General features: G+C 64.9%; 17 protein-coding genes and 2 pseudogenes. 16 read left to right on the top strand and 3 right to left on the bottom strand.

Annotated features, from left to right (window positions below):
• Window positions 1-16: 16 nt before the first annotated feature.
• Complete coding sequence (locus JMY28_RS02905; RefSeq protein WP_201694398.1) at window positions 17-1,297, bottom strand: amino acid deaminase; 1,281 nt, start codon at window positions 1,295-1,297, stop codon at window positions 17-19.
• 127 nt (window positions 1,298-1,424) lie between these two features.
• On the opposite strand from JMY28_RS02905, the gene JMY28_RS02900 reads away from it, so the two are divergent.
• From JMY28_RS02900 to JMY28_RS02890, 3 genes are all read left to right on the top strand, one after another.
• Window positions 1,425-2,351, top strand: a complete 927-nt coding sequence (locus JMY28_RS02900; RefSeq protein WP_201694397.1) for a MurR/RpiR family transcriptional regulator — start codon at window positions 1,425-1,427, stop codon at window positions 2,349-2,351.
• A gap of 34 nt (window positions 2,352-2,385) precedes the next feature.
• The gene (locus tag JMY28_RS02895) at window positions 2,386-3,867 is read left to right on the top strand and encodes an N-acyl-D-amino-acid deacylase family protein (protein ID WP_201694396.1); all 1,482 of its coding nucleotides are present in this window, start codon (window positions 2,386-2,388) and stop codon (window positions 3,865-3,867) included.
• A gap of 84 nt (window positions 3,868-3,951) precedes the next feature.
• Window positions 3,952-4,341, top strand: coding sequence for a RidA family protein (locus tag JMY28_RS02890; RefSeq protein WP_028201897.1), 390 nt, complete (start codon window positions 3,952-3,954; stop codon window positions 4,339-4,341).
• A gap of 47 nt (window positions 4,342-4,388) precedes the next feature.
• On the opposite strand, the gene JMY28_RS02885 is transcribed toward JMY28_RS02890, so the two are convergent.
• The gene (locus tag JMY28_RS02885) at window positions 4,389-4,733 is read right to left on the bottom strand and encodes a helix-turn-helix domain-containing protein (protein WP_201694395.1); all 345 of its coding nucleotides are present in this window, start codon (window positions 4,731-4,733) and stop codon (window positions 4,389-4,391) included.
• A gap of 26 nt (window positions 4,734-4,759) precedes the next feature.
• A pseudogene (locus JMY28_RS38845) lies at window positions 4,760-5,023 on the bottom strand (type II toxin-antitoxin system RelE/ParE family toxin); the annotation flags it as partial.
• Between the two features lie 552 nt (window positions 5,024-5,575).
• Between JMY28_RS38845 and JMY28_RS02875 the strand changes: the two are divergent.
• The 13 genes and pseudogenes from JMY28_RS02875 to JMY28_RS02820 all read left to right on the top strand — a co-directional run bounded on the left by JMY28_RS02875 (window position 5,576) and on the right by JMY28_RS02820 (window position 25,765).
• Window positions 5,576-6,523, top strand: a complete 948-nt coding sequence (locus tag JMY28_RS02875) for an IclR family transcriptional regulator (RefSeq protein ID WP_201694394.1) — start codon at window positions 5,576-5,578, stop codon at window positions 6,521-6,523.
• On the top strand, window positions 6,520-7,545 hold the full coding sequence (locus tag JMY28_RS02870; RefSeq protein ID WP_201694393.1) for a 2-dehydro-3-deoxygalactonokinase: 1,026 nt from the start codon (window positions 6,520-6,522) through the stop codon (window positions 7,543-7,545). The genes JMY28_RS02875 and JMY28_RS02870 overlap by 4 nt, the downstream gene beginning before the upstream one ends.
• 66 nt (window positions 7,546-7,611) lie before the next feature.
• On the top strand, window positions 7,612-8,289 hold the full coding sequence (locus JMY28_RS02865; protein ID WP_201694392.1) for a 2-dehydro-3-deoxy-6-phosphogalactonate aldolase: 678 nt from the start codon (window positions 7,612-7,614) through the stop codon (window positions 8,287-8,289).
• A complete protein-coding gene (locus JMY28_RS02860) occupies window positions 8,286-9,065 on the top strand; it encodes an SDR family oxidoreductase (protein ID WP_201694391.1) in 780 nt (259 codons plus the stop codon). Before JMY28_RS02865 ends, JMY28_RS02860 begins: the two co-directional genes overlap by 4 nt.
• A 142-nt stretch (window positions 9,066-9,207) precedes the next feature.
• Entirely contained in the window at window positions 9,208-10,215 is a 1,008-nt protein-coding gene (locus tag JMY28_RS02855) for an arabinose ABC transporter substrate-binding protein (RefSeq protein ID WP_201694390.1), read from the top strand.
• 77 nt (window positions 10,216-10,292) lie between these two features.
• Entirely contained in the window at window positions 10,293-11,804 is a 1,512-nt protein-coding gene (gene araG, locus JMY28_RS02850; protein ID WP_201694389.1) for an L-arabinose ABC transporter ATP-binding protein AraG, read from the top strand.
• A gap of 23 nt (window positions 11,805-11,827) precedes the next feature.
• Window positions 11,828-12,844: an L-arabinose ABC transporter permease AraH gene (araH, locus tag JMY28_RS02845; RefSeq protein ID WP_201694388.1), complete on the top strand. Its 1,017-nt coding sequence runs from the start codon at window positions 11,828-11,830 to the stop codon at window positions 12,842-12,844.
• Window positions 12,845-12,893: 49 nt separating this feature from the next.
• On the top strand, window positions 12,894-13,694 hold the full coding sequence (locus JMY28_RS02840; RefSeq protein WP_201694387.1) for an SDR family NAD(P)-dependent oxidoreductase: 801 nt from the start codon (window positions 12,894-12,896) through the stop codon (window positions 13,692-13,694).
• Window positions 13,691-14,605, top strand: coding sequence for an SMP-30/gluconolactonase/LRE family protein (locus tag JMY28_RS02835; RefSeq protein ID WP_201694386.1), 915 nt, complete (start codon window positions 13,691-13,693; stop codon window positions 14,603-14,605). Before JMY28_RS02840 ends, JMY28_RS02835 begins: the two co-directional genes overlap by 4 nt.
• Before the next feature lie 320 nt (window positions 14,606-14,925).
• Window positions 14,926-16,098 carry an aldose 1-epimerase gene (locus JMY28_RS02830; protein ID WP_201694385.1) on the top strand — a complete coding sequence of 391 codons (1,173 nt, stop codon included), beginning with the start codon at window positions 14,926-14,928 and terminating at the stop codon, window positions 16,096-16,098.
• A 174-nt stretch (window positions 16,099-16,272) separates the two neighbouring features.
• Entirely contained in the window at window positions 16,273-17,088 is an 816-nt protein-coding gene (gene pyrF / locus JMY28_RS02825) for an orotidine-5'-phosphate decarboxylase (RefSeq protein WP_201694384.1), read from the top strand.
• A 544-nt stretch (window positions 17,089-17,632) separates the two neighbouring features.
• Window positions 17,633-17,767, top strand: a pseudogene (locus tag JMY28_RS39485) (ESPR domain-containing protein); the annotation flags it as partial.
• A gap of 171 nt (window positions 17,768-17,938) precedes the next feature.
• Window positions 17,939-25,765 carry a YadA-like family protein gene (locus tag JMY28_RS02820; RefSeq protein WP_236596660.1) on the top strand — a complete coding sequence of 2,609 codons (7,827 nt, stop codon included), beginning with the start codon at window positions 17,939-17,941 and terminating at the stop codon, window positions 25,763-25,765.
• Window position 25,766: the final 1 nt, after the last annotated feature.

Raw genomic sequence — 25,766 nt, 5'->3', positions numbered from 1 at the left:
ACGAGGCGCGGCCCACTCAGAAGAACGTCTCGATCACTTCCGTCACGCGATATTTCGCATCGACCATCAGCACCTGGCGCCACTTGTCGAACGTGAGGCAGGGGTGCGAGATGTCGAACGCGATCATGTCGCCGACCTTCAGGTCCGCGCCCGCCGGAATCTTCAGGTAGGCGTGCTGATCCATCATCTGGAACACTTCCCAGCCTTCGCTTGCCGCCACTTCGCGCGGTGCGCCGCCATTCGCCGGGCGATAGTGGCGCGACGGTTCTGGAAAGCCGGCGTCGAACGCGGCGTCGCGTTTGCCGAAGCCGATGATGGCGCGGCCCGGCTCCGGAATCGACTGCACGTAGGCCCAAAGTTGCAGCGCGGGCAGGAGCGCCACGCCCATCTCGCGCGCCACGGGGTTGCGCGTGAGGATCTGCGACTGAGCCTGCTTGTAGACGCCCACGTCGTGCGTGACGTAGCAGCCGGGGCGCAGCACCACGTCGATCGTGCCGGCTTGCGTGGCCGGCGCGAACTCTTCCGCGACAATGTCGTACCAGGCCGAACCCGCGCCCGAGAGCAGCGCGGGTGAGCGCGCGAAGCGACCAGCGGCAGCCAGTTCCTCGGTGACGTTCAGCGCGTCGCGCAGGAAGGTGCGCACTTCGCTTTCTTCCTTGAGGATGCCCTCGTAGATTTCCACGCCCGCTAGCTTGAGCGAGTCGGGATAGCGCGCGATGGCGGCGAGCACGGCGTTGCGCGTGTCGGCGTCGCGCACGCCCGTGCGCCCGCGCGGCACGCCCAGTTCGAGCAGCACCTGCAGCGTGCGGCCCGATGCGCGGAAGAACTCGCCCAGGTGCTCCACGCCCTCCACGGAATCGACGAGGCAGAAGAACTCGAAGCTCGCGTCGCTCAGCAGCTCGGCGATGATCGCCATGTTGTGGCGGCCCACGAGCTGGTTCGCCATCAGTACGCGCGAGATGCCGCCGCGGTAGGCGGCGCGCGTCTGGTGCGCCGTGGCGAGCGTGATGCCCCACGCGCCCGTTTCGATCTGGCGGCGAAAGAGCTGCGGCGCCATCGTCGTTTTGCCGTGCGGGGCGAGCTTCACGCCGTAGCGCGTGACGAAGTCCTGCATCCACTTGAGATTGTGCTCGACGCGATCGGCATAGAGCACAGCTGCCGGCAGGCTCACGTCCTCTTCGAGTAGATTCCATTCGAGGCGCCCAGCGTCCCCGAGCGGCACGCTCGCGCCCGGCAGGTTGCCAAGGCCCTTGCTATTCGGGTCGATCGTTGCACTCTGATAGTTTGTAACTTTCATTTCCCTTCGCTCCATATGCTTCATGCGGCTCCGCTACACCGGCATCTTCTGGGCCGGCGTTGACTTGGAGATAGTACACAAAGTAACATCGCTTCGTGAATTGTTATTTATTAACAGACTCCCTGCAATGAACACCGCCGCCGATCCGGCCCGCTTCGACATCGTCGCGCGTATTGCGCAATGCGTGCCCGAACTGCGTCCGGCCGAGCGCGATGTGGCCGCGCTGATCCTCGATGATCTCGCCAGCGCCGCGCGTGCGAGCATCGGCGAGCTGGCGCAGCGCGCGGGCGTGAGCATTGCCTCCGTCACGCGCTTTGCGAAGACGGTGGGCTGCCACGACGTGCGCGAACTCAAGCTGCGACTCGCGCAGGCGGCCGCGGTGGGTGACCGCTTCCTGCGCGGCGGCCCCGCCGGCACTTCCGAAGGCGCGGCCAAGCCGCGCGCCGCCGATGCTGAGGCCGAGCCGCTCGCCACGCGCGTCTACGACGAAATTCATACGGCACTCGCGCGCAACCACGAACTGCTGCGCCAGGCGCCGTTAGCTCAGGCCGTCGCGGCGCTGGCGCGCTCCCGCATGATCTACGTGTTCGGCATGGGCGGCGGCTCGAGCGCGCTCGCCGACGAAATGCGCTTTCGCCTCGTGCGCTTGGGCCGTCCGGTGGCGTCGTACCAGGACAGCTTGCTGCAGCGCATGGTGGCGAGCACGCTCTCGCCCGAAGACGTGGTCGTCGCGCTTTCCGTAACAGGCCGCGTGCCCGAACTCGTCGATGCGTGCCGAATCGCGCGCGATTACGGCGCGAAGCTCGTCGCGCTTACCGCGCCGGCTTCGCCGCTCGCCGCGCTCGCCGACTGGCTCGTGCCGATCGTCGCGAGCGAGACCGATTTCATCTACAAGCCGTCGTCGTCACGTTACGCGATGATGATGGCACTCGACGTGCTCGTGACCGAGCTGGCGCTCGCGCAACCCGAGGAAAGCCGCGAGTTGCTGCGCCGCATGAAGCACACGCTGGACGCGCATCGCGGCGGCGGCGAACGCCAGCCGCTCGGTGACTGAACGTCGAACTGAGAGCCATCCTGAGGAGACGCGTATGCATTCGCACCCCGAAGCCGCCGACACGTTGATCGTCGGCGCCATGCTTTATGACGGCACCGGTGCGCCGCCCGTCGAGCGCGACGTGGCCGTGCGCGACGGGCGCATCGTCGCGATCGGCAACCTGTCGAACTGGCTCGCGGAAGAGGTGATCGAGGCCAATGGGCGCGCGCTCGCGCCGGGTTTCATCGATGTCCATACGCACGACGACACGCACGTGATCCGCGCGCCGCAAATGCTGCCCAAGATCAGCCAGGGCGTGACGACGGTGGTCGTCGGCAACTGCGGGATCAGCGCGTCGCCGGTGACGCTCAAGGGCGATCCCCCCGACCCGATGAACCTGCTCGGTGAGCGCGATGCGTTCAGCTATCCGACTTTCTCCGCCTACGTCGACGCGGTGAACGCGGCGCGGCCCGCCGTGAACGTCGGCGCGCTGATCGGCCATACGGCGCTGCGCAACAATCACATGAACGATCTGAAGCGCGCCGCCACCGGCGACGAGATCGCGGCCATGCGCGCGCAGCTCGAAGACGCGCTCGCGCACGGCGCGCTCGGCCTTTCCACGGGCCTCGCCTACGGTTCGGCGTTCGAGGCTTCGACCGAAGAGGTCGCCTCGCTTGCCCAGCCGCTCGCCGCCGCCGGCGCGCTCTATACGACGCACATGCGCACGGAGTTCGACGCGATTCTCGAAGCGATGAACGAGGCGTACCACATCGGCCAGCATGCGCGCGTGCCGGTGGTGATCTCGCACTTGAAATGCGCGGGCCCTTCCAACTGGGGGCGCAGCACGGAGGTGCTCGCGTCGCTCGAAAGCGCGCGCAAGTATCAGCCGGTGGGTTGCGACTGCTATCCGTATAGCCGCAGTTCTTCCACGCTGGACCTCAAACAGGTGACGGGCGACATCGACATCACGATCACGTGGTCCACGCCGCACCCCGAACAGGCGGGCAAGCTCATCAAGGACATCGCGGCCGAGTGGGGCGTTTCGCAGCAGGAAGCGGGCAAGCGCCTGCAGCCGGCGGGCGCGGTGTATCACAACATGTCCGAAGACGACGTGCGCCGCATTCTTTCGCATCCGGCCACGATGGTCGGCTCGGACGGCTTGCCGAATGACCCGTTGCCGCATCCGCGCCTATGGGGTGCATTTCCGCGCGTGCTCGGTCACTACGCGCGCGACGCGGCCTTGCTGCCGCTCGAAGAAGCGGTGCGCAAGATGACGGGCCTTTCTGCGCGGCGCTTCGGCCTTTCGCAACGCGGCGAGGTGCATGTGGGCTGGCACGCCGACCTCGTGCTGTTCGACCCTGCCAAGGTGCGCGACGCAGCGACTTTTGAGAAGCCGCAGCAGGTGGCGGAAGGCATCGACGCGGTGTGGGTGAACGGCGTCCTCTCGTACCGCGACGGCCAGCCTACGGGTGAGCGCGCGGGCCACTTCGTCGCGCGAGGCAAGCGTGAGGCGCAGGCCGAGGCGAATGCCTTTTAAACAAGCTTTATCTATCGAATTTCGACCCTCGGCGCGCATGGCCCAAAAAGCCGCGCGCGCCGCACGATCTCAAAGGAGCAAACGATGAAACGAATTGGAGCGGAAGGCGGCAAGGGCCAGGGCGGACAACATCTGCCGTTCGCGCGCGCCGTGGAAGCCGACGGCTGGTTGTATGTCTCGGGCCAGACGCCGATGGAAGGCGGCGAGGTGATCAACGGTGGTATCGTCGAGCAGTCGCACAAGGCCATCCAGAATCTTTTCGCCATCCTGAAGGAAGCGGGCTACGGCGCGGAGCACGTGGTGCGCTGCGGCGTGTGGCTCGATGACGCGCGCGACTTTACGTCGTTCAACAAGGTGTTCCGCGAGTATTTCGGCGAGCATCCGCCGGCACGCGCTTGCGTGCAGTCGAGCATGGTGGTGGACTGCAAGGTCGAAGTGGACTGCGTGGCGTACAAGGCGCCCGCCGGGAAGTAAGGGCGCAGCGCAGTTGCGCGTAGCGTGTCAGGAAGCGGCTGCCGGAGTTATCCGGCAGCCGTTTTTTCTTGCGTGTCGCCGTCGCGCGGGGAGGCGGCGGTAATGCGCATTTCGACCTTCATGCCCGCGGCTACGGCCATGTTAATGAGCGAATCGAGCGAGAACAGATCGATCTTTCCGCGCATGAGGTCGGACACGCGCGGCTGGGTCACGCCGAAGAGCGCGGCGGCCTGCGTTTGGGTCAGTTTGTTGCGATTGATGTGCTCTTCGAGGCTGATCATGAGGTCGCTGCGCAGCGTCATGTTCTGCGCAGCTTCGGGCGTGTTTTCGAGTGCGTCCCAAACGCTATCGAAGCGCTGGCGGTCATGGTTCCCGTGACTCTGGCGGCCCATGGTTTGGACTCCTTGTTTAATGCGTCGCGATAGCGGCGCGCGGCAAGCGAAAGATCGACGAAGGTCGTTTTCTCGGACTTCTTCTGAAAACAATGCAGCACGTGGATGGCGTCGCGGATGTGCGCAACGTAAATCACGCGAAACGCGCCACTCGTGTCGCGAATGCGTATCTCACGCGCGCCGCGGCCAACGGGATTCACGGGCTTCCAGTCGTTCGGGTCGAGGCCGCGTTGGACGCGCCGCAACTGCCGACCGGCTTCCTGACGCGCCTGTTCCGGAAATTTCCGCAAATCTGCGAGTGCGCTGCCTCAAAACTCCAATGGCTTCGTATGGGTGAAATTATACAAAATTTTATATAACCCGCAGAACGTTGAGCGACCCGTTTGCACCGGGTATGACATCGCTCAAGTCTCTGCAGGCTTGGGTGGGCGCGCCCAAGCCTGGATCAACTACCCCGCAGCTTCTGTCCCTTGTTGGCCATTCGGCGGAGGGCAGCCGCTTGTCTATTTTCCCAATATATGAGCGACCCCATCACATATTGGAGAACTCGAAAAAACCTGCCTACAATCCAGCCATCCGACATGCCGCGATGACATCGTGCGCGGCAAACACCGTCGGCAGATCCAGATAAATCCGGCGCACGCGTAAGACGCGGAGCGAACCGGACAGCAAAGGAGACGTTCGTCATGCTTCAGCCAGCGCTTTGCGCGGCCACGCGCCGCCCGCCGCTCCATGCCCGATGTGCCCCGGCCGCCCGCGCGCCGCGCCGTCTCCCGAAGCAGGGTTCGCGCGCCGTCTGACGGCACGCGCCTTTTCGAACGTTTCCCTTCATCGCCCTCGCCATGAACAAAGCGATGTCTTCCACACTCGCCGCGAACCTCCCCGACGAGGCCGCGCCAGTGCAAAACGCCGCGGCAAGCGCCGCTGCAGCGCAGCCGAAAGGCCGTCCCGCCGCTGATGAAATCGGCGTCACGAGCACGTTGCTCGACGGCTCGATGCAGCAGGCCGGCACCCAGACGCTCCTGCGCGGCCTCGCCATTCTCGAAGCCGCCGCCGCTGGCGTGCGCGACCTGCGCTCGTTCGGCGCGGTGCTCGGCACGACGCGCAGTACCACGCACCGCCTCGTTTCGAGCCTCGTGCAAGCGCGCTACCTGCGCCAGGTGCAGGGCGGCTACCTGCTCGGACCGAAGCTCATCGAACTCGGCACCATCGCGCTCGAGCAGATGCCGCTCACGGCCGTTGCCCGAGCGCATCTGCAGGCGCTCGCCGATGAAACGCTCGACACGATCCACCTCGGCGTGCGAGACGGCGACGACGTGCTGTACATCGACAAGATTCCCGGCCAGCGCGGCCTCGAGATGCGTTCGCGCGTGGGGCACCGCATGCCGCTCGCGTCCACGGGCATCGGCAAGGCGATGATGCTCGACCTCGCGCCGCAAACGTGGCGCGACCTGTTCGACGCGTCGCGCCGCACGCTCGCGGGCGTGAGCTTCCGCCCCGATCACAGTCTCGAACCGGATACCTTCCTCAAGCGCATGGCCACTTACTCGGCGGGCGGGTACACGTTCGATCTGGAGGAGAACGAAATTTCGATCCGCTGCGTGGCGGCGCCGGTGCGCGACGCTTCTGGCGCAATCGTGGCGGCGCTTTCGGTGGCGAGCACGATTCCCTACATGCCGCTCGAGCGCATGGACGAACTGATTCCGGTCGTGCAGCGCGAGGCGCGCGCGATTTCGCAGGAACTGGGCTGGCGCGCGCCGCAGCCCACCACGCGCAGGATTCGCCGATGAAAGCGAGCGAGAAGCCTGCAAGCGGCGCGGCTATCGACGTCAACGACGGCGCGATCACCCGCGAAGCCGCGCTGATCGCGCTCGACTGGGGCACGACCTCGCTGCGTGCGTATCTGTTCGATGCGGCGGGCAAGGTGATCGCCACGCGTGTTTCGACGGCGGGGATCATGAACCTGCCCGTGCCCGCCGAAGAAGGCGGCTTCGACGCCGCCTTCGACGAAGCGTGCGGCGTATGGCTCGCCGATGCGCCCTCGCTGCCGGTGCTGGCGGCGGGCATGGTCGGCAGCGCCCAGGGCTGGGTGCAGGCGCCTTATGTCGAAACCCCCGCGAGCGCCCAGGCGTTGGTGGCCGGTATCGTGCGCGTACGCGCCGCGTGCGGCGCCGAAGTCGCCGTGGTGCCGGGGGTCCTTGAGCCGGGTGCGCTGCCCAACGTGATGCGCGGCGAGGAAACGCAGATTTTTGGCGCGTTGAGTGGATCGACCGACGAGTCTGCGCCGCAAACGTCGCTCATCGGCCTGCCCGGCACGCACGCGAAATGGGTGGTGGTGGAGGGCGAGCGTATTGCGCGCTTCTACACCTTCATGACGGGCGAGGTCTACGCGGCGCTGTGCGCGCATACGATCCTCGGCCGCACGATGAAGCATCCCGTCGAGCCCGACACGGCCGCGTTCCTGCGTGGTGTGGGCGTGGCGCGCGAGCAGGGCTGCGTGGGCCTGCTTGCCACGGCGTTTAGCACGCGCACGCTCGGCCTCACGGCCCAGCTAGCCGCCGACGAGCAGCCCGACTATCTCTCGGGCCTCGTGATCGGGCACGAGCTGGCAGGCCTCGAAGCGGCGCTCTCGCGGCGCGACGTGGCGCTTGCCGGCTGCGCGCCGCAGCTCATCGGCGCCGAGGCGCTGTGCGAGCGCTACCGCATGGCGCTTGCCGCATTCGGCTGCAGCGGCGCGCATCTCGTGCGTCAAGCGACCGAACACGGGCTCTGGCGCATTGCGGTACAGGCCGGGCTGGTCGCGCCGCGCTAAACGCGTGCGGATGAATCGAGCCCGCTGAATCGAACCAGACACGAAGCCAAGCAACAGGAAGCCGACATGGAACCCGAACTGAACCTGCCCGCCCCGTACACGCCTCACGCTGGCTTCGTCGCCGCGTTCGGTGTGTGCGGCATGGTCGCGATCGTGCGCGGCATCAAGCCCGCCGAGGCCGCCGAGCATGGCCGCGCGCTTTACGAAGCGGGCTTTCGGATCATCGAGGTGCCGCTCAATTCGCCGCAGCCGCTCGACAGCATCGCCGCATTGCGCCAGGCCCTGCCTGCGGACGCGATGATCGGCGCGGGCACCGTGCTCACCACCGAGCGCGTGCGCGACGTGCGGGAAGCCGGCGGCGAGCTGATCGTGATGCCGCACGCCGACACCGATGTGATCCTCGCCGCGAAGCTCCAGGGCCTCGCGTGCGTGCCCGGCGTCGCCACGCCGACCGAAGCGTTCGCGGCGCTCAAGCACGGCGCCGACGCACTCAAGATGTTCCCCGCCGAGCAACTCGGGCCGGCCGTGACGAAGGCGTGGCGCGCCGTGATTCCGCCGGTGGTGCCCCTGCTGCCCGTGGGCGGCGTGAAGCCCGACAACATGGGTCCACAACTGGCCGCGGGCGCGAGCGGCTTCGGCCTCGGCTCGGCGCTCTACAAGCCAGGCCAGGACGCGGCGGCCACGCGCGCGAACGCGCTGGCTTTCATCGAAGGCTGGAAAGCCGTGCACGGAGCGCAAAAGTGAATCGCCTCGCGGGCAAGGTCGCACTCGTCACCGGCGCCGGACGCGGCATCGGCGCGGCGATCGCGCGCGCGTTCGCGGCCGAGGGCGCCGCTGTCGTGCTCGCCGAGCTCGATGGCGCGACGGCCGTTGCCACGGCGCGCGAGATCGCGAGCGCATGTGAAGGCGCGCAAACGCTCGCCGTCCAAACCGACGTGACGCAGTCCGCCTCGGTGCGCGCCGCCGTGGAAGCAGCGCAACACGCGTTCGGCCCGGTCGACGTGCTCGTGAACAATGCAGGCATCAACGTGTTCGCCGATCCGCTCACGATGACCGACGACGACTGGCGCCGCTGCTTCGCCGTGGATCTCGACGGCGTGTGGAACGGCTGCCGCGCGGTGCTGCCGGGCATGGTCGAACGGCGCGCGGGCAGCATCATCAACATCGCCTCGACGCACGCGTTCCAGATCATTCCGGGCTGCTTTCCGTACCCGGTGGCGAAGCACGGCGTAATCGGGCTCACGCGGGCGCTCGGCATCGAGTACGCGCCGAAGAACGTGCGCGTAAACGCGATCGCGCCGGGCTACATCGAAACGCAGCTCACGCACGACTGGTGGAACGCGCAGCCCGACCCGCAAGCGGCGCGCAAGGCCACGCTCGAATTGCCGCCGATGAAGCGCATTGGTCGCCCGGAGGAAGTGGCGATGACGGCGGTGTTTCTCGCCTCGGACGAAGCGCCGTTCATCAACGCGAGCTGCATCACGATAGATGGCGGCCGCACGGCGCTGCATCACGAATGAGAGACTGGAAAAAATAATTCGCAGCACGAAGGAATAAAGCATACGCAGGAATCCGCCGAAGCGCTGGCCGCGCGGTTCGACGGGTAAAAGAAGAGGCGGCCGATACCCTTCCCGTGACTGAAGAAGACAGGAGACTGACAACATGCAACGACGCATCTTTCTGACGCTGATGGCCGCCGCGGTCGCCGCAAGCGCGACGCTCGCCACAGCCCCCATGGCACAGGCCGCAGATCAGGTGAAGATCGGCTTTCTCGTGAAGCAGCCCGAAGAGCCGTGGTTCCAGGACGAATGGAAGTTCGCGGAAGCGGCCGCGAAGGAAAAGGGCTTCACGCTGGTGAAGATCGGCGCGCCCTCGGGCGAGAAGGTGATGAGCGCGATCGACAACCTGGCCGCGCAAAAGGCGCAGGGTTTCATCATCTGCACGCCTGACGTGAAGCTCGGACCGGGCATCGTTGCCAAGGCCAAGGCCGACAACCTCAAGATGATGACGGTGGACGACCGTCTCGTCGACGGCGCGGGCAAGCCGATCGAGGCCGTGCCGCACATGGGCATCTCGGCGTACAACATCGGCAAGCAGGTGGGTGACGGCATCGCCGCCGAAATCAAGAAGCGCGGTTGGGACATGAAGGACGTCGGCGCAATCGACGTGACCTACGAGCAGCTGCCGACGGCGCATGACCGCACGTCGGGCGCGACCGACGCGCTCGTGGCCGCGGGCTTCCCGAAGGCGAACATCGTGATGGCGCCGCAAGCGAAGACCGACACGGAAAACGCCTTCAATGCCGCGAACATCGCGCTCACGAAGAACCCGCAGTACAAGCACTGGGTGGCCTACGGTCTGAACGACGAAGCCGTGCTCGGCGCCGTGCGCGCAGCGGAAGGCCGCGGCTTCAAGGCCGACAACATGATCGGTATCGGCATCGGCGGTTCGGACTCGGCGCTCAACGAGTTCAAGAAGCCGCAGGCGACGGGCTTCTACGGCACCGTCATCATCAGCCCGAAGCGCCATGGCGAGGAAACCTCGGATCTGATGTACACGTGGATCACGCAAGGCAAGGAACCGCCGCTGCTCACGCTGACGACGGGCATGCTGGCTACGCGCGACAACGTGGAAAGCGTGCGTCAGCAGATGGGTCTCGCTTCGAAGTAAGTCTGAGAGAAGTGGTTTGAGGTGTTTCCCGTTGCGGGGCGCGTGCCCCGCAACGCATCGAATGAGAGGAAACCGAAGTGTCAGCGACACTGCGTTTTGACAATATCGGCAAGGTGTTCCCAGGCGTGCGCGCGCTCGACGGCGTGTCGTTCGAGGTGAACGCGGGGGAAGTGCACGGCCTCATGGGCGAGAACGGGGCGGGCAAGTCCACGCTCCTGAAGGTACTCGGCGGCGAGTATCAGCCCGATTCCGGCCGCATCCTGATGGACGGCAACGAGGTGCACTTCTCCGATGCGGCGGCTTCGATCGGCGCGGGCATTGCGGTGATCCACCAGGAGCTGCAATACGTGCCCGACCTCACCGTGGCGGAAAACCTGCTGCTCGGCGCGTTGCCCAATGCGCTCGGCTGGGTGAAGCGCAGCGAGGCGCGCAAGTTCGTGCGCGAACGGCTGGCCGCCATGGGCGTGGATCTCGATCCGGCCGCGAAGCTGCGCAAGCTTTCCATCGCACAGCGTCAGATGGTGGAAATCTGCAAGGCGCTGCTGCGCAACGCGCGCGTGATTGCGCTCGACGAGCCGACCAGTTCGCTCTCGCACCGCGAGACCGAAGTGCTGTTCAAGCTCGTGCGCGAACTGCGCGCGGACAATCGTGCGCTCATCTACATCTCGCACCGCATGGACGAGATCTACGAGCTGTGCAACGCCTGCACGATCTTCCGCGACGGCCGCAAGGTCGCCTCGCACGACAGGCTCGAAGAGGTGAAGCGCGAAACGCTCGTGGCCGAAATGGTGGGCCGCGAGATCAGCGACATCTACAACTATTCGCCGCGCGAGCATGGCAAGGTGCGCTTCGCGGTGCGCGGAATCGTCGGGCGTCCGCTCAACGAAGCGGCCAGCTTCGAGGTGAAGGCGGGCGAGATCGTTGGCTTCTTCGGGCTCGTGGGCGCGGGGCGCAGCGAGCTGATGCAGCTCATCTACGGCACGCACAAGCGGCGCGCCGGTGAGATCGAACTGGACGGCAAGACCATTCGCGTGAAGAGCGCGAGCGACGCGATTCGTCACGGCATCGTGCTGTGCCCGGAAGACCGCAAGGAGCAGGGTATCGTTGCGATGGCAACGGTCTCGGAGAACATCAACATCAGCTGCCGCCGTCACTTTCTGCGCGCGGGCATGTTCCTCGACCGCAAGAAGGAAGCGGAAACGGCGGATCGCTTCATCAAGCTGCTGAAGATCAAGACGCCGAGCCGCCGCCAGAAGATCCGCTTTCTTTCGGGCGGCAACCAGCAGAAAGCGATTCTCTCGCGCTGGCTCGCCGAGCCCGACCTGAAGGTCGTGATTCTGGACGAGCCGACGCGCGGCATCGACGTTGGCGCGAAACATGAAATCTATAACGTGATCTACCAGCTCGCCAAACGCGGCTGCGCGATCGTGATGGTGTCGTCGGAGTTGCCGGAAGTGCTCGGCGTGTCGGATCGCATCGTGGTGATGCGCGAAGGCCGTATTTCGGGCGAGTTGCCGCGTAGCGCGGCGAGCGAACACGCGGTGCTTGACCTCGCGCTGCCCAAGCGCGCGCAGGCCAAGGCTGCATGAGTGGACGGGGAGGAGTGACTGAAATGCAAGCAAGAGAAAACCTGGCAACCGAGACGGCCAAGAGCGTCGCCGACGCGCTGATTCCGAGTCCCAGCGACAAGCAGAAGTGGTGGCAGCAGATCACCGAGTACAGCCTGATCGTGATCTTCGTGGTCATGTTCATCGTGATGTCGCTGACTGTCGATCACTTCTTCTCGATCGAGAACATGCTCGGCCTCGCGCTGTCGGTCTCGCAGATCGGCATGGTGGCCTGCACGATGATGTTCTGTCTCGCCTCGCGCGACTTCGACCTTTCCGTGGGCTCGATCGTGGCCTTCGCGGGCGTACTGTGCGCGATGGTGCTCAACGCCACGAACAACACGTTCATCGCCATTGTCGCGGCGGTGGCGGCGGGCGCCGCGATCGGCTTCGTGAACGGCGCGGTGATCGCGTATCTGCGCATCAACGCGCTGATCACCACGCTCGCCACGATGGAAATCGTGCGCGGCCTGGGCTTCATCGCCTCGCACGGCCAGGCCGTGGGTGTGTCGTCGGATACGTTCATCGCCATGGGCACGGCCTCGTTCTTCGGCGTGCAGTTGCCGATCTGGGTCACGCTCATCTGCTTCATCGTGTTCGGCGTGATGCTCAATCAAACGGTGTACGGGCGCAATACGCTCGCCATCGGCGGCAATCCGGAGGCGTCGCGCCTCGCCGGCATCAAGGTCGAGCGCACGCGCGTGTGGATCTTCCTGATTCAGGGCGCGGTGACGGCGCTCGCGGGCGTGATTCTCGCCTCGCGTATCACCTCGGGCCAGCCGAACGCGGCCGAAGGCTTCGAACTGAACGTGATTTCGGCGTGTGTGCTGGGCGGTGTGTCGCTGCTGGGCGGCCGCGCGACGATTTCGGGCGTGGTGATCGGCGTGCTGATCATGGGCACGGTCGAGAACGTGATGAACCTGCTCAACATCGACGCGTTCTACCAGTACCTCGTGCGCGGCGCGATCCTGCTTGCGGCGGTGCTGCTCGACCAGCTGAAGAACCGCGGGACGCGTGATTAAACCCGGCGATCGAGAACCCTACCGAGCGATTCATCAGGAGCCCAACACGATGTCGTCTCCCGCTAATGCTGTTGCGCGCCACGCGCACGAAAACTACGCGCGCTATCCGAGCCTCGCCGACCGCGTGGTGCTGATCACGGGCGGCGCGACCGGCATCGGCGCGTCGTTCGTCGAGCACTTCGCGGCGCAGGGCGCGCGCGTCGCGTTCTTCGATATCGACACGAGCGCGGGCCAGGCGCTCGCCGACGAACTGGGCGATTCGCGTCACAAGCCGCTCTTCGCGGCCTGCGATCTCGCCGATATCGACGCGCTGCGCGCCGCCATCGCCGACGTGAAGGCGGCGCTCGGGCCGATTCAGGTGCTCGTGAACAACGCTGCCAATGACCGCCGCCACACGCTCGCCGAAGTCACACCCGAGTCGTTCGACGCATGCGTCGCCGTGAACGTGCGGCACCAGTTGTTTGCCGCGCAAGCCGTGGCGGAAGACATGAAGGCCGCGCGTGCGGGCTCGATCATCAACCTGGGCTCGATCAGCTGGATGCTCAAGCAGTGGGGCATGCCGGTCTACACCCTGAGCAAGTCGGCGGTGCAGGGGCTCACGCGCGGGCTCGCGAAGGATCTTGGGCGCTACGGCATCCGCGTGAATTCGCTCGTGCCGGGCTGGGTGATGACGGACAAGCAGCGCCGCCTGTGGCTCGACGACGAGGGGCGTGCCGACATCAAGCGCGGCCAGTGTATCGACGCCGAGCTATTGCCCGAGGATCTCGCGCGCATGGCGCTCTTTCTCGCCGCCGACGACAGCCGCATGATCACTTCGCAGGACATCGTGGTGGACGGAGGCTGGGCATGAGCGCAAATGCAGGCGCTTCGAGCGAAGCGGTGGCCGAACTGCTCGTGCACGCGAAGTGCGAGCTGGGCGAGTGCGCGACCTGGTGTGCGCGCCGCGGCCGGCTCTACTGGGTCGACATCACAGGCAAGCACCTCGCACGCTACGACGCACGCGATGGCAAGCACGTCACCTGGGCGATGCCGGAGCGCCTTGCGTGCTTCGCACTTTGCGAGGACGCGCGCACGCTGCTGCTCGGCCTTGAATCGCGCCTCGCCTTCTTCGATCTGGAGACGGGCGCGATAGAAACGATCGTCGAAGTCGAGCCCGGCGTGCCGACGCGCCTGAACGACGGGCGTTGCGACCGCCAGGGCCGCTTCGTGTTCGGCACGAAGTACGAGGCAACGCCCAGACAGGCAATTGGCGGCTTCTATCGGCTGAATCACGACCTCACGCTCGAACGCCTGCCGTTGCCCGCGCCGGCAATTTCGAACAGCATCGCGTTCAGCCCGGACGGCGGGACGATGTACTACTGCGACACGCTCTCACGCGAAATTCGCGCGTGCGACTACGGCGCGGATGGAACGATTGCAAACCAGCGCACGTTCGTCACGCTGACCGACGACACCGGCGTGCCGGACGGCTCGACCGTCGATGCCGAAGGCGGCCTCTGGAACGCCCAATGGGGCGGCGAGCGCGTGGTGCGCTACGGCGCCGATGGTATGGAAACCGAGCGCGTAAAGATTCCCACAGCGCAGCCAAGCTGCGTTACGCTCGGCGGTGCGCTTCTGGACACGCTTTATGTCACGAGCGCGCGCGAGGAAATGGAGGATGAGGCGCTCGCGCGCGAGCCGCATGCCGGCGGCGTGTTCGCGGTTCGAATTGGCCGCCAGGGCCTTGAAGAACCTCGGTTCCAGGGGCGTCCGCGTGCTTGACGCGGTTGTATTAAGCACCGCCTGAAGGCGCGTGCGAATCGCTTCGATGGGTGGCCTGCGTGCGCCGCCCTCGGTGAAAGCACCAGCCGCAACTCAGGCGTGCGCGAAGCAAAAGACGGAGAGTCGTTGTTCTTCGGCAACAGATGCAGTCGATCGGTAGTGAGCAGTCGGCTTTGCCAGTACCAGTAGAAGGGCGAACACAAGAAGCGGCCGCCGGACCCTGCGAGAGCGAGCGCATGGAAACGGGCAGGCCACCAGTGAGCCGCCGTGCTTTTACGTTTGGTCGGCGGCAATCAAACATGCCTCTCGAGGAGCATCTTATGAGCGTCGCGAATTCCGCTGTGCGTCGACCCACCCGTTCCACCGTCTCCCCAGGCGCTTCGGCTTCATTGCCCAAAGCCGCCGCTGCAACCGCATTGCCCAACTCTCCCGCTGCTGCACGCCGCGCGCGGCTCGAAGCCGCCACGCATCCCGTGCTGCCGGGGCCGAGCACCTCCGCCGTTGCGATCGGCGCGGCGCTCACGAGCGACGTGGCCTGCGTGACGCTCGCGAACGCGTACCTGCGGCTCGACGTCGCGCCCCAACTGGGCGGCGGGATCACGCGCTTCGATTGGCGCAGCGAAGGCACGTTCGAACCCGTGTTCCGCCGTTGCGAGCGCGTGAGCGCACGCATGGACCCGAACGATCTCGCCTGTTACCCGCTGCTGCCTTATTCGAACCGCATTGGTGAAGGGCGTTTTCACTTTGCCGGGCGCGATATCGAAGTGCCGCGCAATCGCGCCAGCGAACCGCTGCCGATTCACGGCGACGGCTGGCTCGCGCCATGGAGCATAGACAGCGCCGATCGCGAAAACGTGCGCCTCGTGCTCGACCGCAGTGACGGTGAACCCTATTCGTACCGTGCGGCGCTCACCTATGCGCTCGACGGCGCCGCGCTCACGATCGCGCTCGAAGTGGAAAACACAGGCCGCGATGCGATGCCGTTCGGCCTGGGCGTACACCCGTTCCTCGCGCGCGACGCGAGCACGGAGCTTTCCGCGCCCGCCAGCGGCCTGTGGCTCTCGGGCCAGGACTGGCTGCCGGTGCGTCACGTACCCGCGCCGCCTGCCTGGCAGTTCGGCGTGGCGTATCCGCTGCCGGACCAGCTCGTGAATCACGCGTTCAGCGGCTGGAGCGGACGTGCCGCCGTGGTGTGGGAGCGCCGCCGGCTCTCGCTCTCGATCTGCGCCAACACTGACTATTACGTGCTCTACACGCCGCCCGGTGCGGACTTCTTCTGCTTCGAGCCCGTCGATCATCCGATCAATGCGGTGAATCTGCACGGCGGCGGCGACGCCAACGGCATGACCGTGCTCGCGCATGGCGAGCGGCTCGTGCGGCGCTTTTCCTTCACCGTCGAGCGCATGGACATGCGCGCTGCGGCGAGCCCGCACCGTGCCGGGGCGCGCGGCCGGGCGGGAGCGCGTGGCAAGGGCGCTCGCGCGCGGGCGTAAGGCTCGCCGGGCGAGCCGAGGCCTGCGCTTCGTTTGTCTGATGAAATACGCTCGAGGAGATTCCTCGGGCGTCCACGCCCGAAGGCGACAGGCGCCGTCGCGCGGCACCGGTTGCCAAGCCGGGTAAAATACGCGCCGTTTTCCCTCATACCGGCTCGCCGCGAGCTTTTCATCATGACCTCCTTCACCCAGACCCTCGGCGCCGCCTGGCAGCGCACTGGCTCGCTGCTTTGCGTTGGCCTCGATCCCGAGCCGACGAAATTCCCCGCCGCGCTGGCGGGCCGCAGCGATGCGATCTTCGAATTCTGCCGGGACATCGTGGACGCCACCGCGCCCTACGCATGCTCGTTCAAGCCCCAGATCGCCTATTTCGCCGCGCATCGCGCCGAGGATCAACTCGAAGCGCTGATCGCCCACATTCATGAGAAGCATCCGGGCCTGCCCGTGATCCTCGACGCCAAACGTGGCGACATCGGCAGCACCGCCGAGCAATACGCGCGCGAGGCGTTCGAGCGCTTCAAGGCGGATGCCGTCACGGTGAATCCGTACATGGGTTTCGATTCCATCGAGCCATGGCTCGCGCATGCGGGCAAGGGTGTGATCGTGCTGTGCCGCACATCGAACCCCGGGGGCTCCGACCTGCAATTTCTCACGACCGACGGCAAGCCGCTGTACCAGGTCGTTGCGGCCCTCGCGGCGCAGAAGTGGAACGCGAGCGGCGAACTGGGCCTCGTGGTGGGCGCGACGTTCCCGAAGGAGATTGAAGTGGTGCGCGAGATTGTTGGCGACATGCCACTGCTGATTCCGGGCATCGGCGCGCAGGGCGGCGACGTCGAGGCGACGGTTCGCGCAGGTCGCACGGCGAACGGCACCGGGATGCTCATCAATTCGTCGCGCGCGATCCTCTACGCGAGCAAGGGCGACGACTACGCGCAGGCGGCCGCAATGGCTGCCCAGGGTACGCGCGACAAGATCAACGCGTATCGCTGAAGTTTTGGTTGTTTAGGTCGGCGCAATTCTGAATGTTGCGTCGGCCAATCCTAAAGCTTCTCTAACGTTTCAATCGCGTCTCGGGATTTTTCGGATCAACTCCGAGAGAAAAATAAGAATTCTCCGATACGCATCCTTCCCCCCCCTCCGTAACATCCGTGCGGCATAGCAGGTGGTGCCTTCGCACGCCAATGCGCTAACCGAACAGTTCCAGACGTCACCTGAATCACTGACGCCTTTATCGGCCGCACTGGGAAGCCATGGCTTTCCCCCTGCGTGGCTGCACTGTGGTAATCCGCTCATGCCCTTTAATCACTCGTCGTATCCGATGGCATGGCGTCGCCTTATTCGAACTTGTCCGATTGGTTCGAGAACCGGCGAAGAAGACACTAACTCATGGAAATCAAGCGGTTGGCCTGCGGTTCGGAAGCGAAGCTGGCAGTGACGCTTCGCCGGAGTCTGGCGGTGGCTTGAGTGTGATTTCGGGCGGGATTCCAAGACCCGTCAAATTCTCTAGATCTTGAAATATTGTTAAGGATTGCAAATGAATAAGACCTATCGTTCGGTCTGGAATGAAACTACGGGAACCTGGGTTGCCGCTCAGGAGAATGCCGCATCGCGCCGTAAGGGAGGTTCTTCGAAACAATCAGCTGGATTGCTCGGAGCCGCGGTCTTTATTGGCGGGGCGGCACTGATCTCTGGTTCCGCGCACGCGAACACAACAGGGTATGTTAAAGACGGTAATGGCAACTCGATTGCTGCAATTGGCTATTCAGGCGCAAACTGCACGACCGCTCCGTCGGCCACTAACACGCTGACCACCTCGGGTTCGGCCATCGCGATTGGTTGTATGGCGCTGGCGAACGGCACCGATGCTTTGTCTATTGGCCAGAGCAACCAGGCGATCGGCGATCACGCGCTAGCTGTCGGCGATAACAGTACCGTCTCTGGCGTGAATTCTGCCGGCTATGGTTCGGCGGTTAGCGTGAACGGTAACTTTTCGGACGGATTCGGTTCCGGTTCCACGGTTTCTGCGAATAACAGCGTCGCGCTCGGCAGCATGGCGACTGTGAGCGTCGCGAATGCGGTAGCCATCGGTTACGGTTCGGTGGCGAATACCACGGGCGTGGCCACGGCCAGCGGCGTGATCGGCGGCACGACGTACAACTACGCAGGCGGTGCGCCGGTGGGTGTGGTGAGCGTGGGCTCGGCGGGCAACGCTCGCCAGATCACGAATGTGGCAGCAGGCCAGGTGACGGCTGCCAGCACGGACGCGGTGAACGGTTCGCAACTCTATGCAGCGGATTCGCAGATCACCAACATCATCAACGGCACGGGCTCGCGCTACTTCAAGGCGGCGGGTAACAACGACGGCTCCGACGACGCGCAGGCGAACGCGTACGGGACGATTGCTATCGGTCCGAACGCGGCGGCTGTCCGAAGCGGCAAAGCGATGACCGACGCGATTGCGATCGGCGATGGCGCGACTGCGACGTACATGGGAAATACCGCCCTCGGGGGGCATGCAACGGCAGGCGGCGGCGGTTCGGTAGCCATCGGGGGGAATGCAATAACGCTCGTGGCGGACGGCAACAACGCCATGTCGGCAGTGGGTGCTGGTGCCGCTGCGCTGGCGGGCAACAGCACGGTGCTGGGCGGCTACGCGACGGCCACCGGCAATAATGCCGTCGTGTTGGGTGCCGCTGCATCCGCCTCGCAGACGAACGCGATCGCGGTGGGCTTCCAGGCGAGTGCCTCGACGGCGAACTCGGTGGCGCTGGGCAACGGCGCGACCACGGCAGCGGCTGTCACCACGGCAAGCGGCACGATTGGCGGCACGACCTATACGTATGCGGGCGGCACGCCGACGGGCGTGATGAGCGTCGGCACCGCGGGTGCGACGCGCCAGATCACGAATGTGGCAGCGGGCCAGATTACGGCCACGAGCACGGACGCGGTGAACGGTTCGGAACTGTACGCGACGAACACGCGGGTCACGGCGGACGCGAACAGCATCACCACGCTGCAAGGTCAAATGACGACCGTCCAGGGGCAGGTCACGACGCTCCAAGGCAACGTGACGACCATCAACGGCCAGATCACGAACATGCAAGGCCAACTGGCCAACGCGGTGATGTACGACTCGTCGGCGCATTCGTCGGTGACGCTGGGCGGTGTGGGCTCGACCAAGGCGGTGGCGCTGCACAACGTGGCCAATGGCGCGCTGAGCGCAACGAGCACCGATGCGGTGAACGGTTCGCAGCTGTACGCGACGAACACGAACGTCACCAACCTCTCGAACACCGTCAACAACATCAACAACGGCGGTGGCATCAAGTACTTCCACACGAATTCGGCGTTGAATGATTCGTCGGCGACGGGTACGAACTCGACTGCAATCGGTCCGGTGGCTTCGGCTTCCGGCACGTCTGCGATCGCCATGGGCCAGGCATCGACCTCCACGGGCACGTCGTCCGTCGCACTCGGCACGAATTCCCAGGCGCTCGCCAACTACGCGCAAGCGATTGGCAGTAGCGCCCTGGCAAGCGGCATGGGCGACATTGCGTTGGGCGGGGCTGCCACGGCGGCCGGCGGCGGAAGCGAGGCGACTGCAATTGGCATGAACAGCAAGGCGATTGCCACCGGGACGGTGGTGTTGGGCGCAGGTGCCACGGCGTCGCAGGTCAACGCGACTTCGCTGGGTTATCAGTCGACCGCTGCCGGGCAGAATTCGACCTCGATCGGTACGAACGCGGTAGCGTCGAATACGAACTCGATCGCCCTCGGCTACGGCGCGAATGCCTCGACGGCGAACTCGGTGGCGCTGGGCAATGGCGCGACCACGGCAGCGGCTGTCACCACGGCAAGCGGCACGATTGGTGGCACGACCTATACGTATGCGGGCGGCACGCCGACGGGCGTGATGAGCGTCGGCACCGCGGGTGCGACGCGCCAGATCACGAATGTCGCAGCGGGCCAGATCACGGCCGCGAGCACGGACGCAGTGAACGGTTCGGAACTGTACGCGACGAACACGCAGGTCACGGCCAACACGAACAGCATCACGACGCTGCAGGGCAACGTGACGACCATCAACGGTCAGATCACGAGCATGCAGGGCTCGATCACGAACATCAACGGCAAGCTGGCTGATGCGGTGATGTACGACTCGTCGGCGCATTCGTCGGTGACGCTGGGCGGTGTGGGCTCGACCACGGCCGTGGCGCTGCACAACGTGGCGAACGGCGCGCTGAGCGCAACGAGCACCGATGCGGTGAACGGTTCGCAGCTCAACGCGACGAACACGAACGTCACCAACCTCTCGAACACCGTCAACAACATCAACAACGGCGGTGGCATCAAGTACTTCCACACGAATTCGGCGTTGAATGATTCGTCGGCGACGGGTACGAACTCGACGGCAATCGGTCCGGTGGCCTCGGCTTCGGGCACGAACGCGATTGCCATTGGCAACGGCGCAAACGCCACGGATGCGAACTCGGTAGCACTGGGCAACGGCGCGACCACGGCTGCTGCGGTTGGCACGGCCAGCGGTACGATCGGCGGCACGGTCTATACCTACGCCGGCACGTCGCCTACGGGTACGGTGAGCGTCGGCACGGCAGGCGCCGAGCGCACGATCACGAACGTGGCGGCTGGCCGCGTGACGGCCACGAGCACGGACGCGGTGAACGGCTCGGAACTGTACGCGACGAACTCGAAGGTCACTCAGAATACGTCGGACATTTCCAACATTTACAGCGAGATCACTACGCTGACCGGCGGTGCGATCGATGCGGTGATGTACGACTCGTCGGCGCATACGTCGGTGACGCTGGGCGGCACGGGTGCCTCGTCGGCGGTGGCGCTGCACAACGTGGCGAACGGCGCGCTGAGCGCATCGAGCACCGATGCGGTGAACGGTTCGCAGCTGTACGCGACGAACACGAACGTTTCGAACCTCGCGGGCAATGTGACGACGCTGCAAGGCAACATCACGAGCATCAACGGCCAGATCACGAACATCAACGGCAAGCTTAACGATGCGGTTCTGTACGACTCGTCGGCGCATGCGTCGGTGACGCTGGGCGGCACGGGTGCCTCGTCGGCGGTGGCGCTGCACAACGTGGCGAATGGCGTGCTGAGCGCATCGAGCTTCGACGCGGTGAACGGTTCGCAGCTGTACGCGACGAACACGAACGTTTCGAACCTCGCGGGCAATGTGACGACCCTTCAGGGCAATGTGACGACGCTGCAAGGCAACATCACGAGCATCAACGGCCAGATCACGAACATCAACGGCAAGCTCAACGATGCGGTTCTGTACGACTCGTCGGCACATACGTCGGTGACGCTGGGCGGCACGGGTGCTTCGTCGGCGGTGGCGCTGCACAACGTGGCGAACGGCGTGCTGAGCGCATCGAGCTTCGACGCGGTGAACGGCTCGCAGCTGTACGCGACGAACACGAACGTTTCGAACCTCGCGGGCAACGTGACGACCCTTCAGGGCAATGTGACGACGCTGCAAGGCAACATCACGAGCATCAACGGCCAGATCACGAACATCAACGGCAAGCTCAACGATGCGGTTCTGTACGACTCGTCGGCACATACGTCGGTGACGCTGGGCGGCACGGGTGCCTCGTCGGCAGTGGCGCTGCATAACGTGGCGAATGGCGTGCTGAGCGCATCGAGCTTCGACGCGGTGAACGGCTCGCAGCTGTACGCGACGAACACGAGCGTTTCGAACCTCGCGGGCAACGTGACGACGCTGGAAGGCAACATCACGAACATCAACGGCAAGCTCAACGACGCGGTTGTGTACGACTCGTCGGCGCATAGCTCGGTGACGCTGGGCGGTGCAGGCTCGACCACGCCGGTGGCGCTGCACAACGTGGCAGCGGGCGAAGTCTCGGCATCGAGCTTCGACGCGGTGAACGGCTCGCAACTGTACGCACTGGGCAGCTCGACGGCTGACGCCCTGGGCGGCGGTTCGACGGTGAACAGCGACGGTTCGATCTCGGCTCCGACGTACAACGTGGGTGGTGACACCTACAACAACGTTGGTGGCGCGATCACCAACATTGATGGGCGTGTGACGCAGAACACCAGCGACATCCAGAACATCACCAACAACATCAACAACGGCACGATCGGTCTGGTGCAGCAAGACCCGACGTCGCGCAACATCACCGTTGCGAAGGACACGGACGGTTCGATCGTGGACTTCACGGGCACGGCAGGCACGCGTGTTCTGACGGGTGTGTCGGCAGGTGCGGTGAACGCATCCAGCGTGGATGCGGTGAACGGTTCGCAACTGTACGCGACGAACGCGAACGTTTCGAACCTTGCGGGCAACGTGACGACGCTGGAAGGCAACATCACGAACATCAACGGCAAGCTGGGTGATGCTGTGCTGTACGACTCGTCGGCGCATACGTCGGTGACGCTGGGCGGCACGGGTGCCTCGTCGGCAGTGGCGCTGCACAACGTGGCGAATGGCGTGCTGAGCGCATCGAGCTTCGACGCGGTGAACGGCTCGCAGCTGTACGCACTGGGCAGCTCGACGGCTGACGCCCTGGGCGGCGGTTCGACGGTGAACAGCGATGGTTCGATCTCGGCTCCGACGTACAACGTGGGTGGCGACACTTACAACAACGTTGGCGGCGCGATCACCAACCTCGATGGGCGTGTGACGCAGAACACCAGCGACATCCAGAACATCACCAACAACATCAACAACGGCACGATCGGTCTGGTGCAGCAAGACCCGACGTCGCGCAACATCACCGTTGCGAAGGACACAGACGGTTCGATCGTGGACTTCACGGGCACGGCAGGCACGCGTGTTCTGACGGGTGTATCGAACGGTGCGGTGAACGCATCGAGCGTGGATGCGGTGAACGGCTCGCAGCTGTACAACCTGGCCAGCTCGACGGCTGACTCGATGGGCGGCGGCTCGACGGTGAACAGCGATGGTTCGATCACGAACCCGACCTACATCATCGGCGGCAAGACGTTCAACAACGCAGGCGACGCGTTCACGCAACTGAACGGCGACATCACGAACATCAACGGCACGATGGCTGATGCAGTGATGTACGACTCGTCCGCGCATGATTCGGTGACGTTCGGCGGTGTGGGTTCGACCACGCCGGTGGCGCTGCATAACGTGGCAGCGGGCGAAGTTTCGGCATCGAGCTTCGACGCGGTGAATGGCTCGCAGCTGTACGCACTGGGCAGCTCGACGGCTGACGCCCTGGGCGGCGGTTCGACGGTGAACAGCGACGGTTCGATCTCGGCTCCGACGTACAACGTGGGTGGTGACACCTACAACAACGTTGGCGGCGCGATCACCAACCTCGATGGGCGTGTGACGCAGAACACCAGCGACATCCAGAACATCACCAACAACATCAACAACGGCACGATCGGTCTGGTGCAACAAGACCCGACGACGCGCAACATCACCGTTGCGAAGGACACGGACGGTTCGATCGTGGACTTCACGGGCACGGCAGGCACGCGTGTTCTGACGGGTGTATCGAACGGTGCGGTGAACGCATCGAGCGTGGATGCGGTGAACGGCTCGCAGCTGTACAACCTGGCCAGCTCGACGGCTGACTCGATGGGCGGCGGCTCGACGGTGAACAGCGATGGTTCGATCACGAACCCGACCTACATCATCGGCGGCAAGACGTTCAACAACGCAGGCGACGCGTTCACGCAACTGAACGGCGACATCACGAACATCAACGGCACGATGGCTGATGCAGTGATGTACGACTCGTCCGCGCATGATTCGGTGACGTTCGGCGGTGTGGGTTCGACCACGCCGGTGGCGCTGCACAACGTGGCAGCGGGCGAAGTTTCGGCATCGAGCTTCGACGCGGTGAACGGTTCGCAGCTGTACACCCTGGCGAACTCGACGGCTGACGCATTCGGCGGTGGTTCGACGGTGAACAGCGATGGTTCGATCTCGGCTCCGACGTACAACGTGGGTGGCGACACTTACAACAACGTTGGCGGCGCGATCACCAACCTCGATGGCCGTGTGACGCAGAACACCAGCGACATCCAGAACATCACCAACAACATCAACAACGGCACGATCGGTCTGGTGCAGCAAGACCCGACGTCGCGCAACATCACCGTTGCGAAGGACACGGACGGTTCGATCGTGGACTTCACGGGCACGGCAGGCACGCGTGTTCTGACGGGTGTGTCGGCAGGTGCGGTGAACGCATCGAGCGTGGATGCGGTGAACGGCTCGCAACTGTACGCACTGGGCAGCTCGACGGCTGACGCCCTGGGCGGCGGTTCGACGGTGAACAGCGATGGTTCGATCTCGGCTCCGACGTACAACGTGGGTGGCGACACTTACAACAACGTTGGCGGCGCGATCACCAACCTCGATGGCCGTGTGACGCAGAACACGACGGATATCTCGAACCTGCAAGGCGACATCACGAACATCAACGGTCAGATGGCTGACGCCGTGATGTACGACTCGTCGGCGCACGATTCGGTGACGTTCGGCGGTGTGGGTTCGACCACGCCGGTGGCGCTGCACAACGTGGCAGACGGTCTGGTGAATGCATCGAGCTTCGACGCGGTGAACGGTTCGCAGCTGTACAACCTGGCAAGTTCGACGGCCAGCGCGATCGGCGGCGGTTCGACGGTGAACGGCAACGGTTCGATCTCGAACCCGACGTTCATCTTGAACGGCGGCACGTACACCAACGTGGCTGGCGCGATCACGAACCTCGACGGCCGTGTGACGCAGAACACGACGGACATCTCGAACCTGCAAGGCGACATTACGAACATCAACGGCACGATGGCTAACGCCGTGATGTACGACTCGTCGGCGAAGGACTCGATCACGCTGGGCGGCTCGGATTCGACGAAGGCAGTCACGATCCACAACGTGGCGGCCGGTGTGGCGGACACGGACGCGGTGAATGTCGGCCAGATGAACGCCGCTATCGCCGACGTGACGAACATCGCCCAAAACGCGACCGACCCGATGTTCTCGGCGCAAGGCGACCGCAACACCGAAGCGGCACAGGCAACGGGCACGCATGCTACGGCAGGCGGCGCGAACTCGGTGGCAAGCGGCAGTCAGTCGACGGCGATGGGTGCAGGCGCGAACGCGACCGGCAACCAGACCACGGCGATTGGCGCGGGCTCGACCGCAAGCGCGGCGAACTCGGTGGCGCTGGGTGCGAACTCGGTGGCTGATCGTGCCAATACGGTGTCGGTGGGCTCGGCGGGTAACGAACGCCAGGTCACCAACGTCGCAGCGGGCACGGCTGGCACCGACGCGGTCAACGTCAGCCAGTTGAACGACGCGGTCAGCAATGCCACGGGCAGCGCGGTTCAGCAGGCCACGCAGCAGTCCAACGCCTACACGAACCAGCAGATCGGCATCGTGCGCAAGCAGGTCAACACGTTGGGTGCCGCGGCAATGGCAGCCTCGTCGTTGATCCCGAACGCCCGCGCGGAAGGCAACTTCCAGATGGCCGCGGCGGCCGGTACCTACGGCGGTGAAAGCGCCCTGGCACTCGGTGCGAACTGGTACGTGTCGGATCGTCTGCTCCTGAACGCACACGTCTCGAAGTCGACGGGCGGCGGCAGCGTTGGCGCCTCGGTTGGCGCGACGTTCGGGTTCTGAT

This window comes from Paraburkholderia hiiakae, from assembly GCF_904848665.1.
Classification (GTDB): domain Bacteria; phylum Pseudomonadota; class Gammaproteobacteria; order Burkholderiales; family Burkholderiaceae; genus Paraburkholderia; species Paraburkholderia hiiakae.
Note: the sequence above shows the minus strand (reverse complement) of the source record. Positions and strands in the feature narration are given on the sequence as shown.

Coding starts and splice junctions, on each gene's coding strand:
- JMY28_RS02890 (WP_028201897.1), top strand. CDS start 3,952: ATGAAACGAATTGGAGCGGAAGGCGGCAAGGGCCAGGGCGGACAACAT.
- JMY28_RS02870 (WP_201694393.1), top strand. CDS start 6,520: ATGAAAGCGAGCGAGAAGCCTGCAAGCGGCGCGGCTATCGACGTCAAC.
- pyrF (WP_201694384.1), top strand. CDS start 16,273: ATGACCTCCTTCACCCAGACCCTCGGCGCCGCCTGGCAGCGCACTGGC.
- JMY28_RS02885 (WP_201694395.1), bottom strand. CDS start 4,733: ATGGGCCGCCAGAGTCACGGGAACCATGACCGCCAGCGCTTCGATAGC.
- JMY28_RS02900 (WP_201694397.1), top strand. CDS start 1,425: ATGAACACCGCCGCCGATCCGGCCCGCTTCGACATCGTCGCGCGTATT.
- JMY28_RS02895 (WP_201694396.1), top strand. CDS start 2,386: ATGCATTCGCACCCCGAAGCCGCCGACACGTTGATCGTCGGCGCCATG.
- JMY28_RS02820 (WP_236596660.1), top strand. CDS start 17,939: ATGGCGCTGGCGAACGGCACCGATGCTTTGTCTATTGGCCAGAGCAAC.
- JMY28_RS02840 (WP_201694387.1), top strand. CDS start 12,894: ATGTCGTCTCCCGCTAATGCTGTTGCGCGCCACGCGCACGAAAACTAC.
- JMY28_RS02905 (WP_201694398.1), bottom strand. CDS start 1,297: ATGAAAGTTACAAACTATCAGAGTGCAACGATCGACCCGAATAGCAAG.
- JMY28_RS02875 (WP_201694394.1), top strand. CDS start 5,576: ATGAACAAAGCGATGTCTTCCACACTCGCCGCGAACCTCCCCGACGAG.
- JMY28_RS02830 (WP_201694385.1), top strand. CDS start 14,926: ATGAGCGTCGCGAATTCCGCTGTGCGTCGACCCACCCGTTCCACCGTC.
- araH (WP_201694388.1), top strand. CDS start 11,828: ATGCAAGCAAGAGAAAACCTGGCAACCGAGACGGCCAAGAGCGTCGCC.
- JMY28_RS02835 (WP_201694386.1), top strand. CDS start 13,691: ATGAGCGCAAATGCAGGCGCTTCGAGCGAAGCGGTGGCCGAACTGCTC.
- JMY28_RS02865 (WP_201694392.1), top strand. CDS start 7,612: ATGGAACCCGAACTGAACCTGCCCGCCCCGTACACGCCTCACGCTGGC.
- JMY28_RS02855 (WP_201694390.1), top strand. CDS start 9,208: ATGCAACGACGCATCTTTCTGACGCTGATGGCCGCCGCGGTCGCCGCA.